Origin of the sequence: Pontixanthobacter gangjinensis, assembly GCF_009827545.1 — a bacterium.
Taxonomy (GTDB): Bacteria; Pseudomonadota; Alphaproteobacteria; order Sphingomonadales; family Sphingomonadaceae; genus Pontixanthobacter; species Pontixanthobacter gangjinensis.
This window is the reverse complement of record NZ_WTYS01000001.1, coordinates 224,718-247,536: the sequence shown is the minus strand read 5'-3', so window position 1 is coordinate 247,536 and position 22,819 is coordinate 224,718. Positions and strand designations below refer to the sequence as shown.

Annotated in this window: 21 protein-coding genes; 11 read left to right on the top strand and 10 right to left on the bottom strand. The window is 56.4% G+C overall.

The features are described 5' to 3' along the window. Nucleotides 1-74: 74 nt before the first annotated feature. Both GRI36_RS01140 and GRI36_RS01135 read left to right on the top strand, forming a co-directional pair. Nucleotides 75-944 carry a 3-hydroxyacyl-CoA dehydrogenase NAD-binding domain-containing protein gene (locus GRI36_RS01140; RefSeq protein ID WP_160596796.1) on the top strand — a complete coding sequence of 290 codons (870 nt, stop codon included), beginning with the start codon at nucleotides 75-77 and terminating at the stop codon, nucleotides 942-944. A 52-nt stretch (nucleotides 945-996) separates the two neighbouring features. After that, nucleotides 997-1,380 carry a hypothetical protein gene (locus GRI36_RS01135; RefSeq protein ID WP_160596795.1) on the top strand — a complete coding sequence of 128 codons (384 nt, stop codon included), beginning with the start codon at nucleotides 997-999 and terminating at the stop codon, nucleotides 1,378-1,380. 3 nt (nucleotides 1,381-1,383) lie between these two features. On the opposite strand, the gene GRI36_RS01130 is transcribed toward GRI36_RS01135, so the two are convergent. From GRI36_RS01130 to mutS, 3 genes are read right to left on the bottom strand one after another with little or no spacing between them, the layout of a single operon-like run. Next, the gene (locus GRI36_RS01130; protein WP_160596794.1) at nucleotides 1,384-1,782 is read right to left on the bottom strand and encodes a YidH family protein; all 399 of its coding nucleotides are present in this window, start codon (nucleotides 1,780-1,782) and stop codon (nucleotides 1,384-1,386) included. Next, nucleotides 1,757-2,122 (bottom strand): hypothetical protein, encoded by a 366-nt coding sequence (locus tag GRI36_RS01125; RefSeq protein WP_160596793.1) that lies wholly within the window; start codon nucleotides 2,120-2,122, stop codon nucleotides 1,757-1,759. Before GRI36_RS01125 ends, GRI36_RS01130 begins: the two co-directional genes overlap by 26 nt. Before the next feature lie 42 nt (nucleotides 2,123-2,164). Continuing rightward, nucleotides 2,165-4,783 carry a DNA mismatch repair protein MutS gene (gene mutS, locus GRI36_RS01120; RefSeq protein ID WP_456238408.1) on the bottom strand — a complete coding sequence of 873 codons (2,619 nt, stop codon included), beginning with the start codon at nucleotides 4,781-4,783 and terminating at the stop codon, nucleotides 2,165-2,167. A gap of 187 nt (nucleotides 4,784-4,970) precedes the next feature. Here mutS and GRI36_RS01115 point away from each other — a divergent pair, with 187 nt between their 5' ends. Further along, a complete protein-coding gene (locus GRI36_RS01115) occupies nucleotides 4,971-7,232 on the top strand; it encodes an NADP-dependent malic enzyme (RefSeq protein ID WP_160596792.1) in 2,262 nt (753 codons plus the stop codon). On the opposite strand, the gene GRI36_RS01110 is transcribed toward GRI36_RS01115, so the two are convergent. The 6 genes from GRI36_RS01110 to lptB form a co-directional block, all read right to left on the bottom strand. After that, on the bottom strand, nucleotides 7,229-7,678 hold the full coding sequence (locus GRI36_RS01110; protein ID WP_160596791.1) for a DUF3592 domain-containing protein: 450 nt from the start codon (nucleotides 7,676-7,678) through the stop codon (nucleotides 7,229-7,231). The genes GRI36_RS01115 and GRI36_RS01110 overlap by 4 nt on opposite strands. Nucleotides 7,679-7,681: 3 nt before the next feature. After that, a complete protein-coding gene (trmB, locus tag GRI36_RS01105; RefSeq protein ID WP_160596790.1) occupies nucleotides 7,682-8,383 on the bottom strand; it encodes a tRNA (guanine(46)-N(7))-methyltransferase TrmB in 702 nt (233 codons plus the stop codon). A gap of 60 nt (nucleotides 8,384-8,443) precedes the next feature. Continuing rightward, nucleotides 8,444-9,667, bottom strand: coding sequence for an OpgC domain-containing protein (opgC, locus tag GRI36_RS01100; protein WP_160596789.1), 1,224 nt, complete (start codon nucleotides 9,665-9,667; stop codon nucleotides 8,444-8,446). Nucleotides 9,668-9,782: 115 nt separating this feature from the next. Then, entirely contained in the window at nucleotides 9,783-10,478 is a 696-nt protein-coding gene (gene ctrA / locus GRI36_RS01095; protein ID WP_160596788.1) for a response regulator transcription factor CtrA, read from the bottom strand. Between the two features lie 291 nt (nucleotides 10,479-10,769). Next, complete coding sequence (gene rpoN / locus GRI36_RS01090; protein ID WP_160596787.1) at nucleotides 10,770-12,245, bottom strand: RNA polymerase factor sigma-54; 1,476 nt, start codon at nucleotides 12,243-12,245, stop codon at nucleotides 10,770-10,772. A gap of 26 nt (nucleotides 12,246-12,271) precedes the next feature. Next, on the bottom strand, nucleotides 12,272-13,054 hold the full coding sequence (gene lptB / locus GRI36_RS01085; RefSeq protein ID WP_160596786.1) for an LPS export ABC transporter ATP-binding protein: 783 nt from the start codon (nucleotides 13,052-13,054) through the stop codon (nucleotides 12,272-12,274). Between the two features lie 197 nt (nucleotides 13,055-13,251). Here lptB and GRI36_RS01080 point away from each other — a divergent pair, with 197 nt between their 5' ends. The 3 genes from GRI36_RS01080 to GRI36_RS01070 all read left to right on the top strand — a co-directional run bounded on the left by GRI36_RS01080 (nucleotide 13,252) and on the right by GRI36_RS01070 (nucleotide 16,433). Next, complete coding sequence (locus tag GRI36_RS01080; protein ID WP_160596785.1) at nucleotides 13,252-13,623, top strand: hypothetical protein; 372 nt, start codon at nucleotides 13,252-13,254, stop codon at nucleotides 13,621-13,623. An 84-nt stretch (nucleotides 13,624-13,707) separates the two neighbouring features. Continuing rightward, on the top strand, nucleotides 13,708-15,054 hold the full coding sequence (locus GRI36_RS01075; protein ID WP_160596784.1) for a TldD/PmbA family protein: 1,347 nt from the start codon (nucleotides 13,708-13,710) through the stop codon (nucleotides 15,052-15,054). 2 nt (nucleotides 15,055-15,056) lie between these two features. After that, nucleotides 15,057-16,433 (top strand): mechanosensitive ion channel family protein, encoded by a 1,377-nt coding sequence (locus tag GRI36_RS01070; protein WP_202392080.1) that lies wholly within the window; start codon nucleotides 15,057-15,059, stop codon nucleotides 16,431-16,433. A 3-nt stretch (nucleotides 16,434-16,436) separates the two neighbouring features. Here GRI36_RS01070 and ppa read toward each other — a convergent pair whose 3' ends face one another. Further along, nucleotides 16,437-16,964, bottom strand: coding sequence for an inorganic diphosphatase (gene ppa / locus GRI36_RS01065; protein ID WP_160596782.1), 528 nt, complete (start codon nucleotides 16,962-16,964; stop codon nucleotides 16,437-16,439). 120 nt (nucleotides 16,965-17,084) lie between these two features. On the opposite strand from ppa, the gene hisS reads away from it, so the two are divergent. The 5 genes from hisS (at nucleotide 17,085) to lnt (ending at nucleotide 22,803) form a co-directional block, all read left to right on the top strand. Next, nucleotides 17,085-18,341 carry a histidine--tRNA ligase gene (gene hisS, locus GRI36_RS01060; protein ID WP_160596781.1) on the top strand — a complete coding sequence of 419 codons (1,257 nt, stop codon included), beginning with the start codon at nucleotides 17,085-17,087 and terminating at the stop codon, nucleotides 18,339-18,341. Continuing rightward, nucleotides 18,338-19,405 carry a peptide chain release factor 1 gene (gene prfA, locus GRI36_RS01055; RefSeq protein WP_160596780.1) on the top strand — a complete coding sequence of 356 codons (1,068 nt, stop codon included), beginning with the start codon at nucleotides 18,338-18,340 and terminating at the stop codon, nucleotides 19,403-19,405. The genes hisS and prfA overlap by 4 nt, the downstream gene beginning before the upstream one ends. Next, nucleotides 19,402-20,226 (top strand): peptide chain release factor N(5)-glutamine methyltransferase, encoded by an 825-nt coding sequence (gene prmC, locus GRI36_RS01050; RefSeq protein ID WP_160596779.1) that lies wholly within the window; start codon nucleotides 19,402-19,404, stop codon nucleotides 20,224-20,226. The genes prfA and prmC overlap by 4 nt, the downstream gene beginning before the upstream one ends. Before the next feature lie 246 nt (nucleotides 20,227-20,472). Continuing rightward, complete coding sequence (locus GRI36_RS01045) at nucleotides 20,473-21,189, top strand: DUF4167 domain-containing protein (protein ID WP_160596778.1); 717 nt, start codon at nucleotides 20,473-20,475, stop codon at nucleotides 21,187-21,189. Between the two features lie 39 nt (nucleotides 21,190-21,228). Next, nucleotides 21,229-22,803 carry an apolipoprotein N-acyltransferase gene (gene lnt, locus GRI36_RS01040; RefSeq protein ID WP_160596777.1) on the top strand — a complete coding sequence of 525 codons (1,575 nt, stop codon included), beginning with the start codon at nucleotides 21,229-21,231 and terminating at the stop codon, nucleotides 22,801-22,803. Nucleotides 22,804-22,819: the final 16 nt, after the last annotated feature.

Sequence of the window (22,819 nt, the reverse complement as noted above, 5' to 3'; positions counted from 1 at the left end):
GTCTCTATCCGCTAGTCAGACCACCATCAGATCGCTAACAGACCCGCTTTGCTGCAAATGCGAAGGGATTTCTAATGCGTAAAGTCGCGATTATCGGTGCGGGTCAAATGGGTTCGGGTATTGCCCAAACAATCGCCCAACATGGCACACAAGTCTTGTTGTCCGATATTGATCTTGCCGTTGCGGAGAAGGCGAAAGCGGGGATCGAAGGATCGCTTGGCAAGCTGGTTGGACGCGGCAAGATCGAAATCTCCGAAGCGGAATCGGCATTGCGCCTTATTACTCCGATCGGGGAAAGCGCACCGATGGCAGAAGCCGACCTGATTATCGAGGCGGCGACCGAGCAAGAGAACGTCAAAAAAATTATCTTCGAATCCGCCGGCAAAGTGTTGCGCGATGATGCGATTATGGCGAGCAACACCAGCTCCATTCCGATCACCCGGATGGCCAATTATGCGCCAGATCCCGCACGCTTCATTGGCCTGCATTTCTTTAATCCGGTACCGGTTATGGGCCTGATCGAAGTGATCCCCGGCCTTGCCACGGCGCAGGATACGACCGATCAGATTACTGCATTTGCTGAAAGTCTCGGCAAACAAGTTGTCTTGTCACAGGACGAGCCGGGCTTTGTGGTGAACCGGATTTTGCTGCCGATGATCAACGAAGCGATTTTTGTGCTCGGCCAAAGCACCGCTAATATCGAAGATATCGATAAGGGCTGCCGCCTTGGCCTGAACCACCCGATGGGTCCGCTGCAACTCGCAGATTTCGTCGGTCTCGATACCTGCTTCGAGATTATCAAGGTGCTTTACGACACCACAGGCGACAGCAAATACCGCCCGGCACCGCTCTTGGTAAAATATGTCGAGGCAGGTTGGCTTGGCCGCAAAACGGGACGCGGATTTTACGATTACACCGGTGAAACGCCTGTTCCCACCCGATAATCTCGGAACAAGCGCAGGGGTCTAGCCGTTGGTTATGCAAAGGAGAATTTGTATGACTAAGACAGCAAGCCCATCGCAGGCACCCGAACAGACGGCCAAACAGACCCCACTTTCGCAACAGCAGCGTCAGGCCGATCTTGCGCCTGAAACTCACAATAGTGAACAAGCCGATTATGCCAGCCAAGCGCAAGAGATCGCCCGACAAGCGCAGTCTTTGACCGAGCAAACCGGTAGCCCGACAGAAAGCACCAAAGATCATAATTCGAGCGGCTTGATGGGCGACTCAACGCAGGATACCATCGACCACATGCGCGATATGGAAAGTTCGGGCCGGATCGACATGGGCGCCTTTGCAGGCGAACCAAATCACGATGATAATGTCGATAAATTTGGCAAATCAGCAAAGCTCGATGGTCTGCGCGGTGACGGCACCTAAATTCTAGTCAATAATCGTTTTGCGCAAGAACCACAGCGCACAGACCAAAACGATTGCGCCGCCGGAGACTATGTAGCTAAGCCAGCGCATATGCAGCGCTTTTGGGGCATCAACGTCATGCGTGCTAAGTCGTGAAAGCGATTTGCACGCATTTCTTTGCGCAGACCATGCGACAATTCCGCCCAGCAGGATAAAAACGGTGGCAATTCCTTTGGCGAGCCAAGGCGGGTCAAATTCGCCGAACAAAGCCCGGAATCCTAGCCCAATACCGATAGCTGCAAATGCAGTTCTGAGCCAACCGGCGTAAGTTCGTTCTGTCGCCTGAACGGTCCGATCTTCCGCCCAGTCGGTCCGTTGTTCGGCTAACTCGTTGGAACTATTCTGTTTCTGGTCTTTGCTCATTTTCAAGAACAATAACGACTTCTTCCTGCTCGGCAAGCGACTCAGGGTTGAACTCGTCGTCGGGTGTCGGATCAAATCCCTCTGCTGAGTCAATAAGCTCCTCGTCATCGAGAAACTCGATTGGGGTTTCTTCTTCTGACCCTTGGCCGTTCAGAGTTTTTGGTGGGCCGACAGCCTCAACCGCACTTTCAAATTCAGCCTTCTGCGCTTCGATTTCATTGGCGGTTTTAGTGATTACGCCTTCCTGATCCTCAGTGCCAACCAAGCTTATCGCGCTGATAATCATCAGTAGGACAAACCCTAGCGCGGCCAGTCGGTTGCGGAACAATAGCGTGTACATCGCCGTAGCATTGGGCCGAAAATCTTAAAATTTGGTAGATTTTCAGAGTTCTGCCGCCTGCGCATCCTGCTTCAGGCGGTAGATCAATTCGAGCGCTTCTCGCGGCGATAGAGCGTCGACATCGGTCTCCATCAATTGCGCGAGGATGCCGGTATCCTGCGTACCTTCCTGCTCTATTATAGCGGCGAAAAGCGGCAAGTCGCCCAGACCCGCCGCCAGCCCGCCCGTTTCAGCGCGGCCTTTTTCAAGCTTGTCCAACACTGACTTTGCACGCTTGACAACGGGCTTGGGAATACCGGCAAGACGCGCCACTGCCAGACCATAAGAACGATCCGCTGGTCCCTCTGCCAATTCGTGCAGCAGGACTAGATCACCCTTCCACTCGCGGGCGCGGACATGGTGAAGGGACAGCGAGTCACAACTGTCGGCTAGCCGAGCCAATTCATGATAGTGGGTTGCGAAAAGGCAGCGGCTGCGATTGGTTTCATGCACTGCTTCGACCACCGCCCATGCCAAAGCCAAGCCGTCATAGGTTGAAGTTCCGCGCCCAACTTCGTCTAGAATAACGAAGCTGCGATCAGTTGCTTGCGAAAGAATGGCCGCAGTTTCGACCATTTCGACCATGAAAGTCGAACGGCCCTTTGCAAGATTATCCGATGCGCCGACACGGCTGAAAAGCCTGTCGACAAGCCCGATGCGGGCCGATGCCGCGGGAACATAGCCTCCAGCCTGCGCTAGCAGAACGATTAACGCGTTCTGCCGCAGGAATGTCGATTTACCGCCCATATTGGGCCCGCCTATGAGCCAAAGCCGGTCGGACTCATCCAATATGCAATCATTGGCGACGAACCGATCGCCCGATTTGGCTAGGGCAGCCTCCACGACCGGATGACGGCCACCAAGAATCTCGAGCGTAGTGGATTCGGAAATCTCCGGCCTGCACCAGTCGCTCTCGGCCGCGCGTTCTGCCTGGCCAGCGCTGACATCAAGCCGCGATAGTGCATCTGCAGTAACCGCAATAGCTTGGCGGTCCGCCACAACGGCACTGGTGAGCTGCTCGAAATGGGCATCTTCTGCAACAAGCGCATGACCGCCAGCTTCGTTTATCCGTCCGGCTTCTTCATGCAACGACAGCGAGTTAAACCGGACCGCGCCCGCCATGGTTTGCCTGTGGGTGAAGCCGCTGTCCGCCGACATTAGCGGATCGGCATGTTTGGCTGGCACTTCGATGAAATACCCTAGCACGCCATTGTGCTTTATCTTCAGTGCGGCAATTCCGGTGTCAGTTCGGTAGCGTGCCTCTAGCGCTGCGATTGCGCGCCTCGCATTACCCGATACGCTGCGCAACTCGTCGAGCGCGGCGTCATATCCTTCGGCGATGTAGCCACCATTTGATCGCTCGGTTGGCGGCGCGGCAATTAATGCACGCTGCATCATATCAACTAAGGCGCCATGCCCCGCCATCATGGGCAGCAATGCATCTAGCAAGGGCGGCCTATCGGTTTTCTGACTTAGGAAGTCGCGAATGCGCCGCGCTTCCGCCAGACCATCGCGTATTTGACCGAGGTCGCGCGGACTGCCTCGGCCAGCGACGACCCTTCCAAGCGCGCGGCCAATATCAGGCAGAGCACGCAAAACCTCGCGCAAATCGGCGCGTAATAAAGGGTCGCGGTGAAAGTAATCAACCAGCGCAAGACGCTGCGAAATTGCGGATAGATCGCATAGGGGCGAGGACAGATCATCCGCCAATTGCCGCGCACCTGCGCCGGACACGCAGCGATCAACCGCGGCAATCAAGCTACCTGGCCGCCCGCCTTGCTGCGAGACCAGAATTTCCAGACTGGCGCGGGTTGCCTCGTCCATCGCCAATTGCGCGTTTCCAGCGCGGATCCTTGGCGGCAGGAGCAGCGGCAAATTGCCGCGACCGACATGATCAAGATAGGCAATAAGCCCGCCCCCGGCAGCCAGCATTGCCCGGCTGAAGTCGCCGAAAGCGTCGAGCGTTTTTACCTCATGCAAAGATTTGAGCAGCCGTTCACCCTCATCACTGCTGAAGTCTGCGCGTGGCCGCTCGATTGCGTCTTCAGGCACCGACTCCCAGCCTTCCGGCGCGACGACTTCCGATGCGCCAATCCGGGCGAGCGCGGCGTTCAAACTTTCAGCGTCGCATTCCTCCAGCACCATCTGGCCGGTTGAAATGTCGCAACTTGCCAGCCCGATAATGCCGCGCACTTCGCACACAGCCGCCAGCATATTGGCGCGGCGCGGTTCGAGCAGCGCTTCTTCCGTCAGTGTCCCAGCGGTTACAAAACGAACGATATCGCGCTGCACCAGCGCCTTGTACCCACCGCGCTTTTTGGCTTGTTCGGGCGTCTCAACCTGTTCAGCTATCGCTACCCTGCAGCCAGCCTTGATCAGCCGTGCTAGATAGCCTTCTGCTGCATGGACCGGCACCCCGCACATCGGCACCGGTTCTCCGCTATCTTTGCCGCGCGCGGTCAGAGCGATGTCGAGGATGGCGGCGGCTTGCTTCGCATCATCAAAAAACAATTCAAAGAAATCACCCATCCGGTAGAATAGCAGACAGCCCTCGGCCTGCGCTTTCAGTGCATGATATTGCTCCATCATCGGAGTTTGTTTCGGGGACTGCTTGGCGGCCATATTGCGGGGTTACCCGCGCCGCACTCGATTCGTGAAGGGAAAGGACAATCTATTCCCCGACCGCCTTTCATAGGTCGTTGTCACGGGCGTTATGCTCCCACCTGTCGCCTTTTCCCTATCGCTTAGCGCCGCCGTGGGTTAGATGCCGGCTCACTGGACTGGCAGATTGATACGCAGGGGAAATATAGTGGCCGACGACACTCAGGATAGCTTCACGACGCGCGAGGCGCTGTTTTACCACGAGACAATCCGGCCCGGTAAAATCGAGATTATCGCCTCCAAGCCAATGGCTACGCAGCGCGATTTGTCGCTTGCTTACTCCCCCGGTGTTGCTGCGCCGGTCCAGGCGATTGCCGACGATCCGGCCAATGCGGCAAAATACACAGCGCGCGCCAATCTGGTTGCGGTGATTTCTAACGGAACCGCCATTCTCGGCATGGGAAATCTGGGTGCCTTGGCATCCAAGCCGGTGATGGAAGGTAAAGCGGTGTTGTTCAAACGCTTTGCCGATGTGGATTCGATCGACATCGAGTTGGACACCGAAGACCCAGACAAATTTATCGAAGCTGTTGCGCTGATGGAGCCGACTTTCGGCGGGATTAATCTTGAAGATATCGCTGCGCCCGAATGCTTCATCATCGAACAGGCTTTGCGCGACCGGATGAATATTCCGGTTATGCATGATGATCAGCACGGAACTGCGATTATTGCTGCGGCTGGATTGATTAACGCCTGCTTCCTGACCGGGCGCGATTTCAAAGACGTGAAAATGGTCGTGAATGGAGCTGGCGCTTCTGCGCTCGCCTGCACCGCTCTGATAAAGTCGATCGGCGTTCCGCATGAAAATGTGACCGTGTGCGACCGAAGCGGACCGATTTATCCCGGCCGGGAGAATGTCGACCAATGGAAAAGCGCACATGCTGTGCCTACCGAAGCGCGGACATTGGAAGAAGCGCTCGACGGCGCGGATATTTTCCTCGGCCTGTCGGCGGCAGGCGCACTGAAGCCCGAATGGGTCAAGAAAATGGCCAAGAGCCCGATTATCTTCGCGATGGCCAATCCCGACCCAGAAATTACTCCTGATGATGCCAAAGCAGTTCGCCCCGACGCGATTATTGCGACCGGTCGTTCCGACTATCCCAATCAGGTCAATAATGTTCTTGGCTTCCCGTTCATTTTCCGCGGTGCGCTCGATGTTCGTGCGACCGCGATCAATGAAGAAATGAAAGTTGCTGCGGCACACGCCATCGCAGATCTGGCGCGGCAACGCGTTCCCGATGAAGTGGCTGCCGCCTATGGTAAGAACCACAAATTCGGCACTGACTATATCATTCCTGCACCGTTCGATCCGCGCCTTATGGAAGTCGTTTCCTCTGCCGTGGCCAAGGCTGCGATGGATTCGGGCGTCGCTCAGGCTCCAATCGATGATTTCGACGCTTACCGTCTGTCATTAAAGGCCCGACTCAATCCGACCACCTCGGTGCTCACCAACACCTATGAAATCGCGAAGGCCAACCCTAAGCGGGTGGTATTTGCCGAGGCGGAGGAAGACGTGGTGCTGCGCGCAGCAATTCAGTTCCGCGATTTCGGATACGGCACGCCAGTGTTGGTTGGCCGTACAAAAGCGGTGGCGAATAAACTCCATATGCTGGGCGTGGATAATCCTGGTGACTTCGAAATCCAGAACTCGGCTGATTCGGAACATGTGCCGGCAATGGTCGACTTCCTTTACAAGCGGCTTCAGCGGCGCGGTTTTACAGAGCGCGACGTGCGCCGGATGGTCAATCAGGAACGCAATGTATTTTCAGCTTTGCTGGTCGCGCTGGGGCATGGCGATGCGATGATTTCGGGCCTGACCCGAACATTCGCGCAATCGGCCCGCGAAGTGAATCTTGTGCTTGATGCGAAGAAGGGAGCTCTGCCGTTTGGCATCCACATGATGATCGGCAAAAACCACACAACGTTCCTTGCTGATACAACAATAAACGAACGCCCAAGCGCGGAAGAACTGGCGCATATCGCGCGCGAAACTGCCGCTGTTGCGCGCCGTATGGGCCATGAACCGCGCGTGGCGTTCCTGTCCTATTCAACCTTCGGCAATCCGAGCGGAAAATGGCTCGACAATATTCGCGGCGCGGTTGCAATATTGGATCGGGAAGACCCCGGCTTTGAATATGAAGGGGAAATGGCGCCCGATGCCGCGCTCAATCCGAAAGTCATGGCGCTTTATCCGTTCAGTCGCCTATCAGGCCCCGCAAATGTGCTGGTGATGCCCGGCCTGCAATCGGCCAATCTGTCTGCCAAAATTCTGCGGGAGCTAGGCGGCGATGACACTATCGGCCCGATGCTGATTGGTATGGAAAAACCGGTCCAGCTGGCCCCGATGACCGCCAATGCGCCGGATATTCTAACGCTGGCAGTGCTGGCGGCTGCGGGGGTGGTGGGTTAGCGGCCCCAGCCGGTTTCCTTGGCTTCCCTGCGATCTCGCCGGATCAACCAGCCGCCCAGTGCAACGAAGATGCTGGCAAAGAGTGCATCAAAAACCGATGCGGAGCGGGTCCAGAAATTGTTGATTATCGCATTTTCGGGATTTGCCGGATCGTAAGCGACCTCCACAATCTCGCCCTTGTCGAATGAACGAAGGGCGCTGCCCTGTCTGTTCACGAAGCCGATTTCTGCACCAGCCGCGGTTTTGAACACCACGCCTGCATGCCAACTACGGCCCCCACGTCTCGCGTTGTTCGATTTGCGGGTCATGCTGGAGACTTCACCAAGCGTGTGCGCTCCGGTAACGGCCAAAGCGTTCACTTCCCATGTCCTCACTGCGCTTGCGCCCACAAACACCAGCCCCAATAGCAGGAAGGGAGCGCCAACCAGACTTTTGGCTCCAATCATCGATTACCGTCGCCGATATTTGAAATACCACACCTCATGCCCGAACACATCGCGCGCCTTGCGCTCATAACGGGTTTCGCTCCAGCCGCTCGGGCGATTTTGCCAGTCTTGCGGCCCTTCGGCGAGCCATTCGAATGTGTCCGAGTGCCGCCGCATAATCATCAGCGCGTGGCGCAGATAGATGTCGTGGTCGGTGCCGAAGCGAAATTCGCCGCCCGGTTTAAGCTTGGCGGCGAGCATTTCGACCGGCCCGTCATTCATCATCCGGCGCTTTGCATGGCGCGCCTTGGGCCACGGGTCGGGGTGGAGAAGATAGGCGAAGCTGAGCGAGCCATCGGGAATACGCGCGAGCACCTCCAGCGCGTCGCCGTGATGCAGGCGGATATTGGGCAGCGTGCGTTCCTTCACATGGCCCAGCGCCGCCGCCACGCCGTTGAGGAACGGTTCGGCTCCGATAAATCCGTGATCGGGCAAATTTTCGGCGCGGTCGGCCATATGTTCGCCCGAACCGAAGCCGATCTCGAAATGCATCGGGCGGTCGTCTCCGAACAATCGCTCGGCCGTAACCGGACCTTCATCCGGCACCGCAATCTGTGGCAAGAAATCATCGACCAGACTTTGCTGGAAGGCGCGCAAAGGCTTGCCGATGGATCGGCCATAGAGGCGGTTCAGGGTGGTCGGGTCACCGGGTTTATGCGCAGTCATGGGGCGTGCGTGTAGTGGGTCTTGTCCTTACTCTCAAGCGCGGACACTTTGTACACGCTTTCAGATTTTGGCAGCAGTTTGCGTTGGAGCGGCCTGATTGGTCATGAATCTTGCAATGGTTGAGCCGATTGCGTCAGCGGTAAACCGTTTGCTTTGTGCCGCGCGCAGCATGGCGAATACCGCCAAGCCGCACATCGCGCCCTCTATCGCGATCGCGCCTAATGATCCTGAGGTAACAACATCATGGGTGAACAGCGCCCACAGCACTTGGTCGGCAACGAGCGCGAGAACCGCGCCAACCGAGAAGACTTCGAGCGAGCGACGGCCCAATATCGTCAAAACATTTCCGGGCGAAACGCCGTAGACTAACCTGATGACCGGCGCTTTTCTCAGGGCGATAACCAGATAGGCAAGCGCGAGCATATAGGCGACACGAAGCGGCGATTGCAGAGACTTGCTTGCCCCTGTCCAGAAATAATCATTGCGCGTATCGACCCAGGCCAGAATATCTGGCGAAAGACGCGTGAGAACAGTGAAGCATACCGGCCCTGCAAGCACCAGAGCAGCTGCAGCAAATGTCAGGGGCCTGCTTTGTGGCAATGCTTTGCCTTGAGCGATAGCCGCTCCCAGCGCGATACCCGATGCAAACACCATGTTCCACGGCAGCAAGGTAAGAGCGAGCGGGACGCCGCTTAAACTGTTGCTTTCGGCAAGGCCAAAATGCCCGGCACCAAGCCACAACAGTCCTGCCGGAATAAGCGGGTACCAGAACCGTTTACCAGCCAGCCAGATATACAGCGGCGCGGCCAGCATCAGCGCGACATAGAGCCGCAACACAACCGAGTATCCGGCGGTCTCCTGCATTGTCAGTACATGCCAGAGGTAAGGGACGATGCCGTGTTCTTTAATCAATTCTGTAGGAAACAGCGAAGGTTCGGCTGGTGTGGCAATTCTCGCTGCGATCAGCAGAATCGCGACCGATATCAAAGCAATCAGCGAATTGACCCAGAGCAGCGTAATGGCGCGGTGCCATATTCGCTGGCGATTGATGGCAGTGAAATTTTTGCCGCCATAGGCCCCATAGGCCAGAAAGCATGATATTCCGGCGAGGAATACAAATGCTTCTGCGCTGTCGGAAAACATGATCCTTGATGGTGAAAGGCCGTTCAGAAAACCGACTGTTATGTGGTTCACGAAAATGTTGAGCAGGCAAAACCCGCGAATGGCGTCAATCGCATGGATGCGTGTGTGGGAACGCTGAGGAGAGAGGCTGCTCGAACTCATGTAATCCGCTTAGGGTAGGAGCGTTGGCATCGGGTTAACTCAAACGAAAACGCCCGGCATGTTTCCATCCCGGGCGCCCTCGCTGCAATTAGGAGACTATAATTTTGTTCGGAAATTACGCAGCTGCGGCTGCACTTTCCGGATCGCGCAGGACGTAACCACGGCCCCACACAGTTTCGATATAATTCTCGCCGTCACATGCATGGCTGAGTTTTTTGCGCAGCTTGCAAATGAAGACGTCAATGATCTTGAGTTCAGGCTCGTCCATTCCACCATAAAGGTGGTTGAGGAACATTTCCTTAGTGAGCGTCGTGGCCTTGCGAAGCGAAAGAAGCTCGAGCATCGCATATTCTTTGCCGGTCAGGTGAACACGGGCGCCGTCAACTTCTACAGTTTTGGCATCAAGGTTCACGGCCAGCTTGCCGGTGCGGATGACCGATTGGCTGTGGCCTTTCGAGCGGCGGACAACCGCATGAATGCGTGCAACCAGTTCTTCGCGGTGGAACGGCTTGGTCACATAATCATCAGCACCGAAGCCGAAGCTGCGGATTTTGCTGTCCATTTCTGCGATACCCGAAAGGATCAGAACCGGCGTCTGCACCTTGGCAACGCGCAATTTCTTCAACACATCATATCCGTGCATGTCCGGTAAATTAAGATCCAGCAGGATGATGTCGTAATCATACAGTTTACCCAGATCCAAACCTTCCTCGCCCAAATCGGTCGAGTAGACATTGAACCCTTCTGTTGTAAGCATGAGCTCGATAGCTTTTGCCGTTGTCGGCTCGTCTTCAATCAACAGTACCCGCATGGGAATTCCCCTTTGCCCCGAATTCGTTTAGTAACACTTCGATAATCAGTGTTGCATTGGATTAACCACAAAACTTCTGAACAAAAAAGGTTAATAAGTCGTAAACCCGCCTGACTCCACGAGTCGCGTGGCTTTTGAGTCACGGGTATTTTGCTTGTTTAGCCTCAGACATCATTGGTCGCTTGCGCTTCGATAGCCTACCGCGCTGACCGCGCGTCGCCCGGTAGTGCGGCGCCAAGCCTGCGGATGCAGGCGCTCGGCGTCTAAGGGTCCCCACACAAAAGATTACGTTCAAAAACTGTTGAGCTTTTTGGTTCGCCTCCGCTGAACGCTGCTGCCGATGCCAACTGCTTCGCGATATTTGGCCACGGTGCGGCGCGCAATGTCGAAGCCTTCTGCCTTGAGTAACTCGACCAATTTATCATCGGAGAGGATTTTTTTCGGGTCTTCCGCATCGCATAGTGACTTTATTCGCGCCTTGACGCTTTCCGAAGACGCGCCGCCTTCGCCGTCTGCATCTGCGCCAACCCCGCTCATGAAGAAATATTTGAGCTCGAATGTGCCCCGATCGCAGTGCAGATACTTGTTGCTGGTCACCCGGCTGACGGTGCTTTCATGCATATCGATCTCTTCGGCGACCTCACGCAAAGTCAAAGGACGCAATTCTGACACCCCATGTTTGAAAAAACCTTCCTGCTTCTTTACGATTTCCGCAGCGGTCTTGAGAATGGTTTTCTGACGCTGATCAAGCGCCTTTATCAACCAGTTTGCATCGGCCAGTTTTTCATTCAGCCAGCCGCGCGATTCCTTGTCGGTGCAACCTTCGCGCAATTCGACAAAATAACCGCGATTGACCACAAGCCGCGGCAATGTCGCTTCGTTTAGCCTAATATCCCAGCCTTCAGCCTTGCCGGGTGATATGAGAATGTCGGGTAGAACCGCGCTTTCGGGATCGCCGCCATAGGCTAGCCCCGGTTTGGGGTCATAGCTGCGCAGCTCGTTCAGCATATCGGCAAAATCCTCGTCATCGACATCGCACATGCGCTTCAGTCGGGCGAATTCGCCTTTCGCGACCAGATCAAGATTGTCGATCAAACGCGCCATGCAGGGGTCATAACGGTCGGCTTCGCGTGCTTGCAAAGCGAGACATTCGCTCAGTGTCCTTGCTCCGACACCGGTGGGATCGAGCGACTGGACGGCTTTCAGCGCGCTTTCTACCTCGCTTGGGTTCATATCGAGATCGAGCGCTGCGCTGCGCAAATCGGTGCCGAGATAGCCTGCTTCATCGAGCAGGCCGATCAGGTAACGCGCGGCAAATTCTTCGCGAGGATTGCTGGTGGCTCCGCCGATTTGTTCTTCAAGATGGTCAGCTAGCGATATAGTAGCAGTGCTGCGCTCCTCAATCCCAGGCATGTCATCGGATATGGAACCGCTTGCAGAGCCAGCTGCCCCCCATTCGCCATCGCCAGTTTGCCCGTCGCCGGTGTCACGGTCCACATCGATGGCGCTGCTGTCGATATCTAGTGCGGTGTCATCTCCGGCTGGGCCATCAGCAGAGGGTTCTGAAATTGCATCGCCAGCATTATCGGGCGCGTCCTGACTTTGGATCTCGCCAGCTTCGAGCAGCGGGTTAGCCTCCAGCGCATCTCCGATGAAGGTTTCGATTTCGAGATTTGACAGCGCCAGCAGCTTGATAGCTTGCTGCAGCTGGGGAGTCATAACCAGCGATTGCGATTGGCGGAGGTCTAGGCGCGGCCCCAAGGCCATAAATCAATGTCCCGCCAGAATTCTCATCACAAAGTGAAGCCTTCGCCCAGATACAGGCGCTTCACATTCTCATCCGCGACCAGATCTTGAGGCGTGCCGGCAAACAGCACTTGTCCGCCATAAATGATGCAGGCGCGGTCAACGATTTCGAGTGTCTCACGAACATTATGGTCAGTTATGAGCACGCCGATGCCGCGGGTCTTCAAATCTTTGACCAGATCGCGAATGTCGCTGATCGACAGCGGGTCAATTCCGGCAAACGGTTCATCGAGCAGCATGATGGAGGGTTTGGCTGCCAATGCGCGGGCAATCTCGCAGCGCCGTCGTTCACCACCCGATAGCGCCATTGCTGCCGAAGCGCGTAATTTCACCAAGCCGAATTCGTCTAGCAGCCGTTCCAGTTCAGCCGCGCGGGTTTCCTTGTCAGGCTCGACCATTTCGAGCACGCAATTGATATTTTGCTCCACAGTCATTCCGCGAAAAATGCTGGTTTCCTGAGGTAGATAACCGAGCCCAAGGATCGCGCGGCGATACATCGGCAGTTTGGTGACATCATCGCCATCCATCAAGATACGCCCGGAATCAGGGCGAACCAGGCCCATGATTGAATAAAAGCAGGTGGTCTTGCCCGCGCCATTGGGGCCAAGCAGTCCAAGCACCTCTCCCTTACCCACAGTCAGGGAAATGTCGGTCAGGACCGCTCGCTTGTCATAGCTTTTGGCGATGGAAATAACTTCCAGTCCGCCTTGTGGCATGGGGGCGTTGGCATCCACGGACGCGGTGGGTTCGGCGTGTATGATCTCGCTCATAACTCCACCATGTAGCATTGCAGGACGCCTTGAAAAGCCCCGTTTGCCCTAAATTGGCAGGATTCCTGCATGACCAGCATATTTGCTGATAGAACACATCGCCGGTTTCGGTTTGGTTACTGCGCTTGAACTTTGTGCGGAAATCTGTGACACTTCGAATCGAATTGAGGGAAAATGCCACTCTGGGGAGAGGACGCATGAACAAGATTTTGGAAGATACTGCACCGGTCGCAAAATTGCGCGGGCGCGATTGGCGTAAGAGCATGAGCGATCATGTCGCCTATGCGCTGATTATTTATACTGCGCTGCATATCTTTGCGACTGTCGGTGCGATGAAAGAAACCGGTTTCAAATCGCTGGCCCTCTTTGCGCTTGTGGTTCTTGTGGTCGGCATCATCCCGGCTTGCCGCTCCTTCGAGCGTCGCTGGCGCAATCTAAGCGATGCACAGGCGTCCGACCCATCGCTGGCACCAGCTTTCCGGCGAGATCTTGCGCTGTTGTGGTTGTTGGCCATCGGTCTCCCATTTGCGCTGACCGGGTTGTTTAAGGCGATTGCTTTGATTGGCTGACGGCTTTCGCAGGCTGTATGCTACATTGCCTGCGATGCATTAGATCACTAGGTCCGCTGACATGAAACGGACCAGCACACTAACATGATTACACCGGAACAAGCGCAAGAACGTTGCGCGGAGTTAATTGGCCTCGCCGTGAAGAAGGGCGCCGATTCTGCGGACGCGGTTACTTCGGCCAGCGCGTCCGAAAGCGTCTCTGTCCGGTTGGGCGCGTTGGAAGATGTTGAGCGGTCAGAAGGTGAGGAAATAGGTCTTCGCGTGTTCTTAGGCCAGCGTTCGGCAACTATCAGCACCAGCGATTTCTCCGATGAGGCCTTCGCCGAATTGACCGAGCGCGTGGTCGCGATGGCAAGGCTCGCGCCTGAAGATCCTTTCGCGGGCCTTGCCCCTTCAGATTTGTTGGCACGGACTGGTCACGCCGATTACGACTTGAGCGATCCAGCTGAGCCAACTCCGGCTTCATTGCGAGACCGGGCTTTGGAAATGGAAGATGCCGCGCGTGCGGTGGAGGGCGTGACCAATAGCGGCGGAGCGAATGCAGGTTTTAGCCGCTCGGTCGTGGCGCTGGTGACCAGCCACGGTTTTTCTGGCGGCTTCGAATCGACCTCGCATGCACTCAGCGCCAGCCTGATCGCAGGCGAAGGTGACGCAATGCAGCGCGATTATGAGTATCGCGCCGCGCATTATCTGGAGGATTTGCCGTCCCCCGCATCCATTGGCCTGACCGCTGCGGAGCGTACGATTGCACGCATGAATCCCGGTAAATTGCCGAGCGGCGCTATGCCAGTTCTGTTCGATCCGCGGGTTAGCGGAACTTTGATCGGCCATTTGATCGCGGCGATGAGCGGAATGTCGGCGGCGCGGCGATCAACTTTCCTGCTGGACCGAATCGACGACACATTATTTCCAGCGAGCATCCGCATCCTGGATGACCCCCACCGCCTACGCGGCCCCCGCTCGCGCCCGTTTGATGGCGAGGGCTTGCCCACAGCAGCGCGAGCCTTGGTCGAGGCTGGTAAATGCACGGGCTGGCTTCTCAACAGCGCCGCTGCGCGCCAGCTTGATTTGCCGCTAACCGGCCACGCTGCTCGTAGCGGCGGCGGTGCACCGGGAATCTCGGCCAGCAATGTCCATATGGAAGCGGGTGAGATCAGCCGCGAGGAAATGATTGCCGAAATCAGCGATGGTGTGCTCGTGACTGAATTGGTCGGGCAGGGTGTGAACGGCCTGACTGGCGACTACAGCCGGGCAGCGTCCGGTTTCCGGATTCGCAGCGGTGAATTGGTAGGGCCGGTTGCCGATTTTACGATTGCGGGGAACCTATTGGATATGTTCGCCGCTTTAATCCCTGCAAGCGATTTGGAAATGTACCGTGCAATCAACGCGCCGACCTTGCGGATCGACGGGATGACTGTTGCAGGAGAATGACAATGCGCAAGATATGGCAAGCGGTGGCAATGTGCCTTTTGATGTTAACCGGGCCAGCCTACGCGATACTCCCCGCGGCTCCGGAGACTGAAGCCGGGGAACCCGCTCCCGCGCAACTGATCGAGCCGGAGATCGTCCCCGGCGAAGACGAGCGCATCGCAAAGCGGCTTCGCGGAATTTATGGGGTTCTGGATCATCTCTCCGCCGTCACAGTTGAAGTTGAGCAGGGCGTTGTCACATTAAATGGTGCGCTCGCATCGCAAGCCGATATCGATGAAGCCGAAGGGCTCGCTGATCAGATTGATGGCGTGGTGACTGTGCAAAACAAAATTGAGCGCGATGTATCAATTGGCGAAAATTTGGGCGCGTTGGGCAGCCTGTCGGAGCGGTTTACCGATTTTGTGAAGTTCCTGCCCTTGCTTGGCGCGGCTTTTCTCGTGGCACTGCTTATCAGCCTGCTTGGCTACGCGATTGCGGGTCTTCGCGGGTTCTGGCGCCGAATTTCACCCAACGTTTTCTTGGCAGAACTCATCGCCAGCGCGATCCGGTTTGTGTTTGTTATTGGCGGGGCGGTGATTGCTCTCGATATGATCGGCGCAGGCGCTTTGCTGGGCGCGGTGCTTGGCGGAGCCGGTGTAATTGGTATCGCGCTTGGCTTTGCGATGCGCGAAACAATTGAGAATTACGTCGCGTCGCTGATGCTTAGCCTCCGCCAACCGTTTCAGGCCAATGATCATGTCCTGATCGATGATCTTGAGGGGCGGATTATCCGCCTGACTAGCCGTGCAACGGTGATGATGACGATGGACGGTAACCATCTGCGCGTGCCAAATTCGACTGTTTTCAAAGCGGTCATCACCAATTTCACCCGCAACCCGCAGCGCCGATTCGACTTTGAATTGGGCGTGGATGCGGAAGATGATCCAACCGCTGCGCGTTGTCTCGGGGTCAGTGTCCTCAAGGAGCTGCCATTTGTGCTCGACAATCCCGAGCCAAGCGCAAGGATTGAACAGGTGGGCGATTCCAACATTGTCATCCGCTACCTGGGCTGGATCGATCAACAGCAGGCGGATATCTACAAAGCGCGAAGCAGGGCGATCCATGCGGTTAAAGACGCACTTGAAAACAATGGGTTTGCCCTGCCGGAACCGATTTACCGCTTGCGGTTCGACTCGGCGGCTCCGCTCAATTTTGAAGGGGCAGCGACTATGACCACTGGCGAGAAACCAAAGGTAGAAAGGCCGGACAAACCCGTGCGACCGCCTTTGCCGGATGAGGATGTTTCGCCCGTCACCGAGATTTCGGAAATGGTAAGAGCTGAACGAGCAGCAGATTTGGGCGACGATGATCTGCTCGATTCAGAGCGTCCAATTGAATAGGCGTTACGCTTTTGCTCGCTCTATCGCCTCGATAACAATCTGACGCGCTTCCTCCGCATCGCCCCAATTGCCGATACGCACCCATTTTTCAGCTTCGAGGTCTTTGTAATGGGTGAAGAAATGTTCGATCTGTTGAAAGATGATTGACGGCAAATCCTTGGTTTCGCCGACGTCAGAATAATAGGGGAACGTTGTGTCGACTGGCACGCAGATCAGCTTCTCATCGCCGCCGTGCTCGTCTTCCAAATTGAGCACGCCAATCGGGCGTGCGCGGACGACACAGCCTGCGATGAAGGGGGTGCGCGCAATTACCAGAGCGTCCAGCGGATCGCCATCTGGCGACAAAGTGTGCGGAATGAAGCCGTAATTGGCGGGATACCGCATTGGCGTGTGTAGGATGCGGTCCACGAACAATGCGCCCGATGCTTTGTCGAATTCATACTTCACCGGTTCGCCGCCAGTGGGTACTTCGATGATGACGTTAAGGCTCTCTGGCGGATTGTCGCCAATGCTGATTTTGCTGATATCCATAGGCGCGCCCTTAGCGGTCACTGACAGCATCGCCAAGAACGAAAATGCTGCAATGCGGCAAGGCGCAGATATTGCGGGGTGATTATTGCGAGTGTGGTCGCACTCGCCTAAGCGGCGATTATGAGCAGCAAGACACCACATGCGATACGCGGCACACAGGATATTTTCGGACCCGATGCAGAGGCATTTGCGTTCGTGGTCGAAACCTTCGAACGCGTGCGCAAGCTTTACCGTTTTCGGCGGGCAGAAATGCCGGTTTTCGAAAAGACCGAAGTTTTCGCGCGTTCGCTGGGCGAAACCACCGATGTTGTGTCGAAGGAAATGTACAGCTTCGATGATCGCGGCGGGGAATCGCTGACGCTGCGGCCAGAATTTACCGCCGGAATTGCGCGTGCCTACATCACCAATGGCTGGCAGCAACATGCGCCGCTCAAATTGGCAACGCACGGTCCTTTGTTCCGTTACGAGCGACCGCAGAAGGGCCGCTACCGCCAGTTCCATCAGATTGATGCCGAAATTATCGGAGCAGGTGAACCGCAAGCCGATGTCGAACTGCTCGCAATGGCCGACCAGATGTTGAAGGAGCTGGGTATTGAAGGCGTAACGCTGCACCTCAATACGCTCGGCGATGGCACCAGCCGCGAGGCGTGGCGCGCTGCGTTGATCGAATATTTCATGGCGGTCAAAGACCAGTTGAGCGAAGATTCGCAGGAGAGGCTTGAGAAAAACCCGCTGAGGATTCTCGATAGCAAGGACCGGCGCGACAAGCCGTTTTTGGCCAATGCACCCAAGATTGATGACTTTTTGTCAGACGAAGCACGGGCATTTTTCGGCGCTGTTACCAGCGGGCTGGATGCAGCAGGGGTAAAGTGGGTCCGCGCCGAAAGCCTGGTGCGCGGACTCGACTATTACCGTCACACAGCGTTCGAGTTCATCCCCGACGTAGGCAGTGCGGCGGCATCGGCTCTCGGCGCACAAAGTACAGTGCTGGGCGGCGGACGTTATGACGGATTGATGGAGGGCCTTGGCGGTCCGGCAACGCCTGCGGTCGGCTGGGCTGCGGGGATCGAGCGGCTGGCGATGCTGGTGGGGGAGAAGAATGAGCTTGTAGCAGATGTAATTGTAGTGGTCGAAAATGACGAGATGCTCTGCAAGGGAATTGCAGCTGTAAGCGAGTTAAGAAAACATGGGCTTGTATCCGAACTTTTTGCGAGCGGTTCTCCGCGCAAACGCTTTACCAAAGCTTCCAATGCGAGTCCGCGGGCGATATTGTCTTTAGGCGGTGAAGGAATGTCAGACGCCCCTGCCCGAGGAGAAGAAGGGATTGTTTACAAGGTCACTGAAATACTCCTCGCCGCCGAGATTTTGTCAAAATGACCATCACCGCTGACCGCCTCCGCCAGATCACAAATCGCTTCGCTGAACTTGAGGCGCGGATGGCTTCGGGTACCTTGGAGGGGGAGGAGTTCGTCAAGGCCAGCCGCGATTATGCCGAGCTTGAACCTGTTGCGAAACTCGCCATTGAAGTCAGCGAGATCCGAGCTGAAATCGCTGAGCTTGCGGTGATGACCGAAGATCCTGAAATGAAGGCGCTGGCGGATGAAGAGCTGGCTCAATTACGGCAGACATTGCCCGAAAAAGAACGCGCACTGTCCATCGCGATGCTGCCGCGTGACAGCGCCGACAGCCGCCCTGCCATGCTCGAAATCCGCGCAGGCACCGGCGGCGACGAAGCGGCCTTGTTCGCGGGCGACCTCTACCGGATGTACGAGAAATATGCTGGCGAAATGGGCTGGAAGGTTGAGCCAGTGAGCATGAGTGCGTCCGATGTGGGCGGCTTCAAAGAAATTGTCGCCAATATTCAGGGCACCGGCGTGTTCGCCAAACTGAAATTCGAAAGTGGTGTCCACCGTGTTCAGCGCGTTCCGGTCACTGAAAGTGGCGGGCGAATTCACACCTCGGCGGCGACCGTCGCGGTCCTGCCGGAACCGGACGAGGTCGATGTTCATATCGACGCAAATGATCTCAAAATCGACATCTACCGCGCCAGCGGAGCGGGCGGTCAGCACGTCAACACCACCGATTCCGCTGTGCGCCTGACTCACTTGCCGACCGGACTGGTTGTAATCCAACAGGATCAGCGCAGCCAGCACAAGAACAAAGACAAGGCGATGCAGGTCCTGCGCACGCGGCTGTACGATTTGAAGCGCGCCGAGGCACACGGGGCCGAGGCGGAAGCGCGCAAGGCCATGGTCGGCAGCGGCGACCGCAGCGAACGTATCCGGACGTATAATTTCCCGCAAGGGCGCGTGACCGACCACCGGATTGGTCTGACGCTGCACAAATTGACCGAAGTGCTCGAAGGATCAGGTCTGCCCGAATTGATCGACGCGTTGATCGCTGAAGACGAAGCTAAGCGGCTCGCCACGCTAGAATCATGAATTCGGTTGCCGCCACCTTGCGCGAAGCGGCCAATCAGCTTGGCGATATCTCTGACACAGCGAGGCTCGATGCCGAATTGTTGATGGCCCATGCGCTTGGCATTTCGCGTTCTCAAATGCTCTTGAGCGGGTCTGGCTTGGAAGTCCCGCGGCAATTCGCCGATTTGCTGCAGCGCCGTACAAATTATGAGCCTGTTGCCTATATCCTCGGTCATCAGGAGTTTTTCGGCCGCGAATTTTTAGTCACGCCCGATGTACTGATACCGCGCCCCGACAGCGAGACCATCATCGAAACCGCTTTGGCTAATTGTCAGCCGGATGCCCGGATTCTTGATCTCGGGACCGGGTCAGGGGTGTTGCTGCTGACTCTGCTGGCTGAACTGCCACAATCCACCGGGATAGGGATCGATGAATCGCTTGCCGCAGTCTCTGTTGCGGCGGCCAATGCGGCCAAGCTAGGTGTGGCGGATCGCGCGCATTTGATCCATGCCGATTGGACGGAAGATGGCTGGGCTGATGCGCTTGGCCGATTCGATCTGATTGTTGCCAATCCGCCCTATGTCGAAACGACAGTCGCGCTCGAAAAATCGGTCGCTGATTATGAGCCTGCAAAGGCGCTTTATGCCGGGCCAGACGGGCTCGATGATTACCGGATTCTGGTCCCACAATTGCGAAACCTACTCACCCAGCAAGGTGTCGCGGTGCTGGAGATCGGCTATCAGCAAGATGTGTCCGTTGCCCGGATCGCGCAGCAATCCGGTTTCCAGACTGAGCTTCATCGCGATCTTGCCCACAGGCCGCGCGCGCTATTGTTGCGATAAAGGCTTGGCAAAGGCGCAAACAGTGGTTACCTCCTACTTCAGATCAGTGGTTCGCAGTGTTTTCGTTCCGAACCCGGTCTAGCTCCAACATTTGCGATACGCGTGCACACGGGTGCTTTGGCGAACGGAACAGGCAAATTGCAGATGGGGCAGCGCGGTTCGCGATAATTCAATCGCGGCGAGGGCTCATTTGACCAGGCCGGCATATTTCACGCCGCCAATGGTCGCTACCGGGAAGAGAATTCCTTGAATAACAATCGTAACAATAACAGCAATCGCCGTGGCCGCGGTCGTCCAAATACCAATCGCGGTCCAGCAGGTGGTAATCAGGCCAACCGAATTGATAATCGTGCGCGCGGAAATGCGGCGCAGATGCTCGATAAATATAAAAAGCTGGCACAGGACGCGCAGCATAATGATGATCGCGTACAGGCAGAATATTATCTGCAATTCGCCGATCATTATTTTCGTGTGATTGCCGATAATAAGGCGCGGCAGGACGAATCGCGTGCGAAGCGTCAGGACGAACGCGGTGATAATGATGGCGACAATGCTGAAGGCGGCGACAATGAAGATCGCCGGCCTAACCAGCGGCGCCCCAATGACCGCAATACCAATGATCGGCCCCGTGAAGATCGGCCCCGTGAAGATCGGCAGCAACACGGCCGCGGACGTGGCCGAAGCAGGCGCGATGAAGGTGTCTCGGAGGGTGGTGATCGCAATGAAGGCCAAGCCAAGGACGAAGCTCAGCGCGACGACGCAATCGTAACTCGCGAAGTCAAGCGGCCTCGCAAGCCTAGAGTTGCCAAACCCAAAATGGATGCGGGCAGTGGCGAGATTGATGCAGCGGCGCTTCCGCCATCAATTGGCGCTCTATCCGAAGAAGCGCCGGAAAAACCCAAGCGTGCGCCGCGCAGGCGTAAGCCGGCCAGCGACGATAATGCGGCTGAAGCGGTTAGCTGAAGCTTGACCGTTTAGGTCGCCGGCGCGGAGGGGCGGAACATGACTGTCCTCGCAAAAGCGCTTGAATTCGTTTCCGATTGGCCGCGCCTTTTTGCGCTGGTGTTGGGCTTGCTTGCTGCAACTGGCTTTCCGCCGCTATCCGCTTGGCCATTGACCCTTTTCGCGATGGCGGGGCTTGGCTGGCTGGTTCTGCAGGCTGAAACACGCAAGCGGGCGGCTTTGCTTGGCTGGCTGTTTGGGGTTTCCCATTTCACTCTGGCGAACAATTGGATTGCCACCGCCTTCACCTACCAAGCGGAAATGCCCGCGGCTTTGGGCTGGCTTGCTGTACCTCTGTTGTCGCTTTATCTTGCTGTCTACCCGGCATTGGCATGCTGGTTGGCCAAATGGTTAGTGTCTGGCGATAGGCTTGGAATGTTCGCATTTGCGTTTGCGGGCAGTTGGACAATTTCCGAGTGGCTGCGCAGTTGGGTGTTTACCGGCTATGCTTGGGACCCTCTGGGCCTTGTTTTGCTGGGATCGTTTGATCGTCCCGGTGCTGCGGTTATTTTGCCTTGGCTTGGAACTTACGCGCTGTCAGGCTTGGTTGTATGCCTTGCCGCCGGTCTGTTGGCGTTGATCCAATCGCGCCGCTTTGTGGCCACGATTGGTGTGACAGCGGCCATGGCCGTAGCGATGTATTTCCCCGCTCCGGAACGCGAGGAAGGCACCCTCGCTTTTACCCTGATTCAGCCGGATGTACGGCAAGAAGTGCTCGACGATCCCGCGCAATTTGAAGGGCATTTTCTGCGATCAGCGTCGCTTTCAGTTAAGCAACGCGACGTTGGAAAACGTTTGCTTCTTTGGCCCGAATCGGGCGTTCCAGACTATCTTCGCGACGGCTATCCGCAACGATATTATGACCAAATGACGGCAGCAGGGGACCCCCTCTTTGCGCGCCTTCGGTTAGGAAAAGTCGCTGGTGACGGTGGTTTAATGCTGACCGGAGCTGTCGATCTCGAATTCGAGGATGGCAAGGTGTCGGGCGCACGCAACGCAGTCACTGCGATAAATTCAAATGGCCGGATTGTCGCCGGTTATGACAAAGCGCATCTGGTCCCTTACGGCGAATATCTGGCTTTGCGCTGGTTGTTGGAACCGCTTGGCGCAACGCGCCTGGTCGCAGGCGCAATCGACTTCATTCCCGGGCCTGGCCCGCAGACGCTTGAACTGGGTGAATGGGGCAAAGCCGGCGTTCAGATTTGCTACGAAATCATTTTTTCCGGTCAAGTTGTCGATGCGGAGAACCGACCTGATTATATATTCAATCCCTCTAATGACGGTTGGTTTGGCGCGTGGGGTCCACCGCAGCATCTGGCGCAGGCCAGAATGCGGGCAATCGAAGAAGGGCTTCCAGTCTTGCGCTCGACCACCACCGGCATAAGCGCTGTCATTGATGCCAATGGCGTGGTGCGGAAATATATCTCGAAGCATGAAGCGGCTCGGATTGATGGGATTGTGCCACCGGCCAAAGAGCCAACGCTGTTTTCTCGGTTTGGCAATATATTGCCGCTTTCCTGGGCAATTCTCTCAATCATCGCATCGATGGTTGCAACACGCTTCCGGCGCAGCTAGGACCCGCGCAAGACAT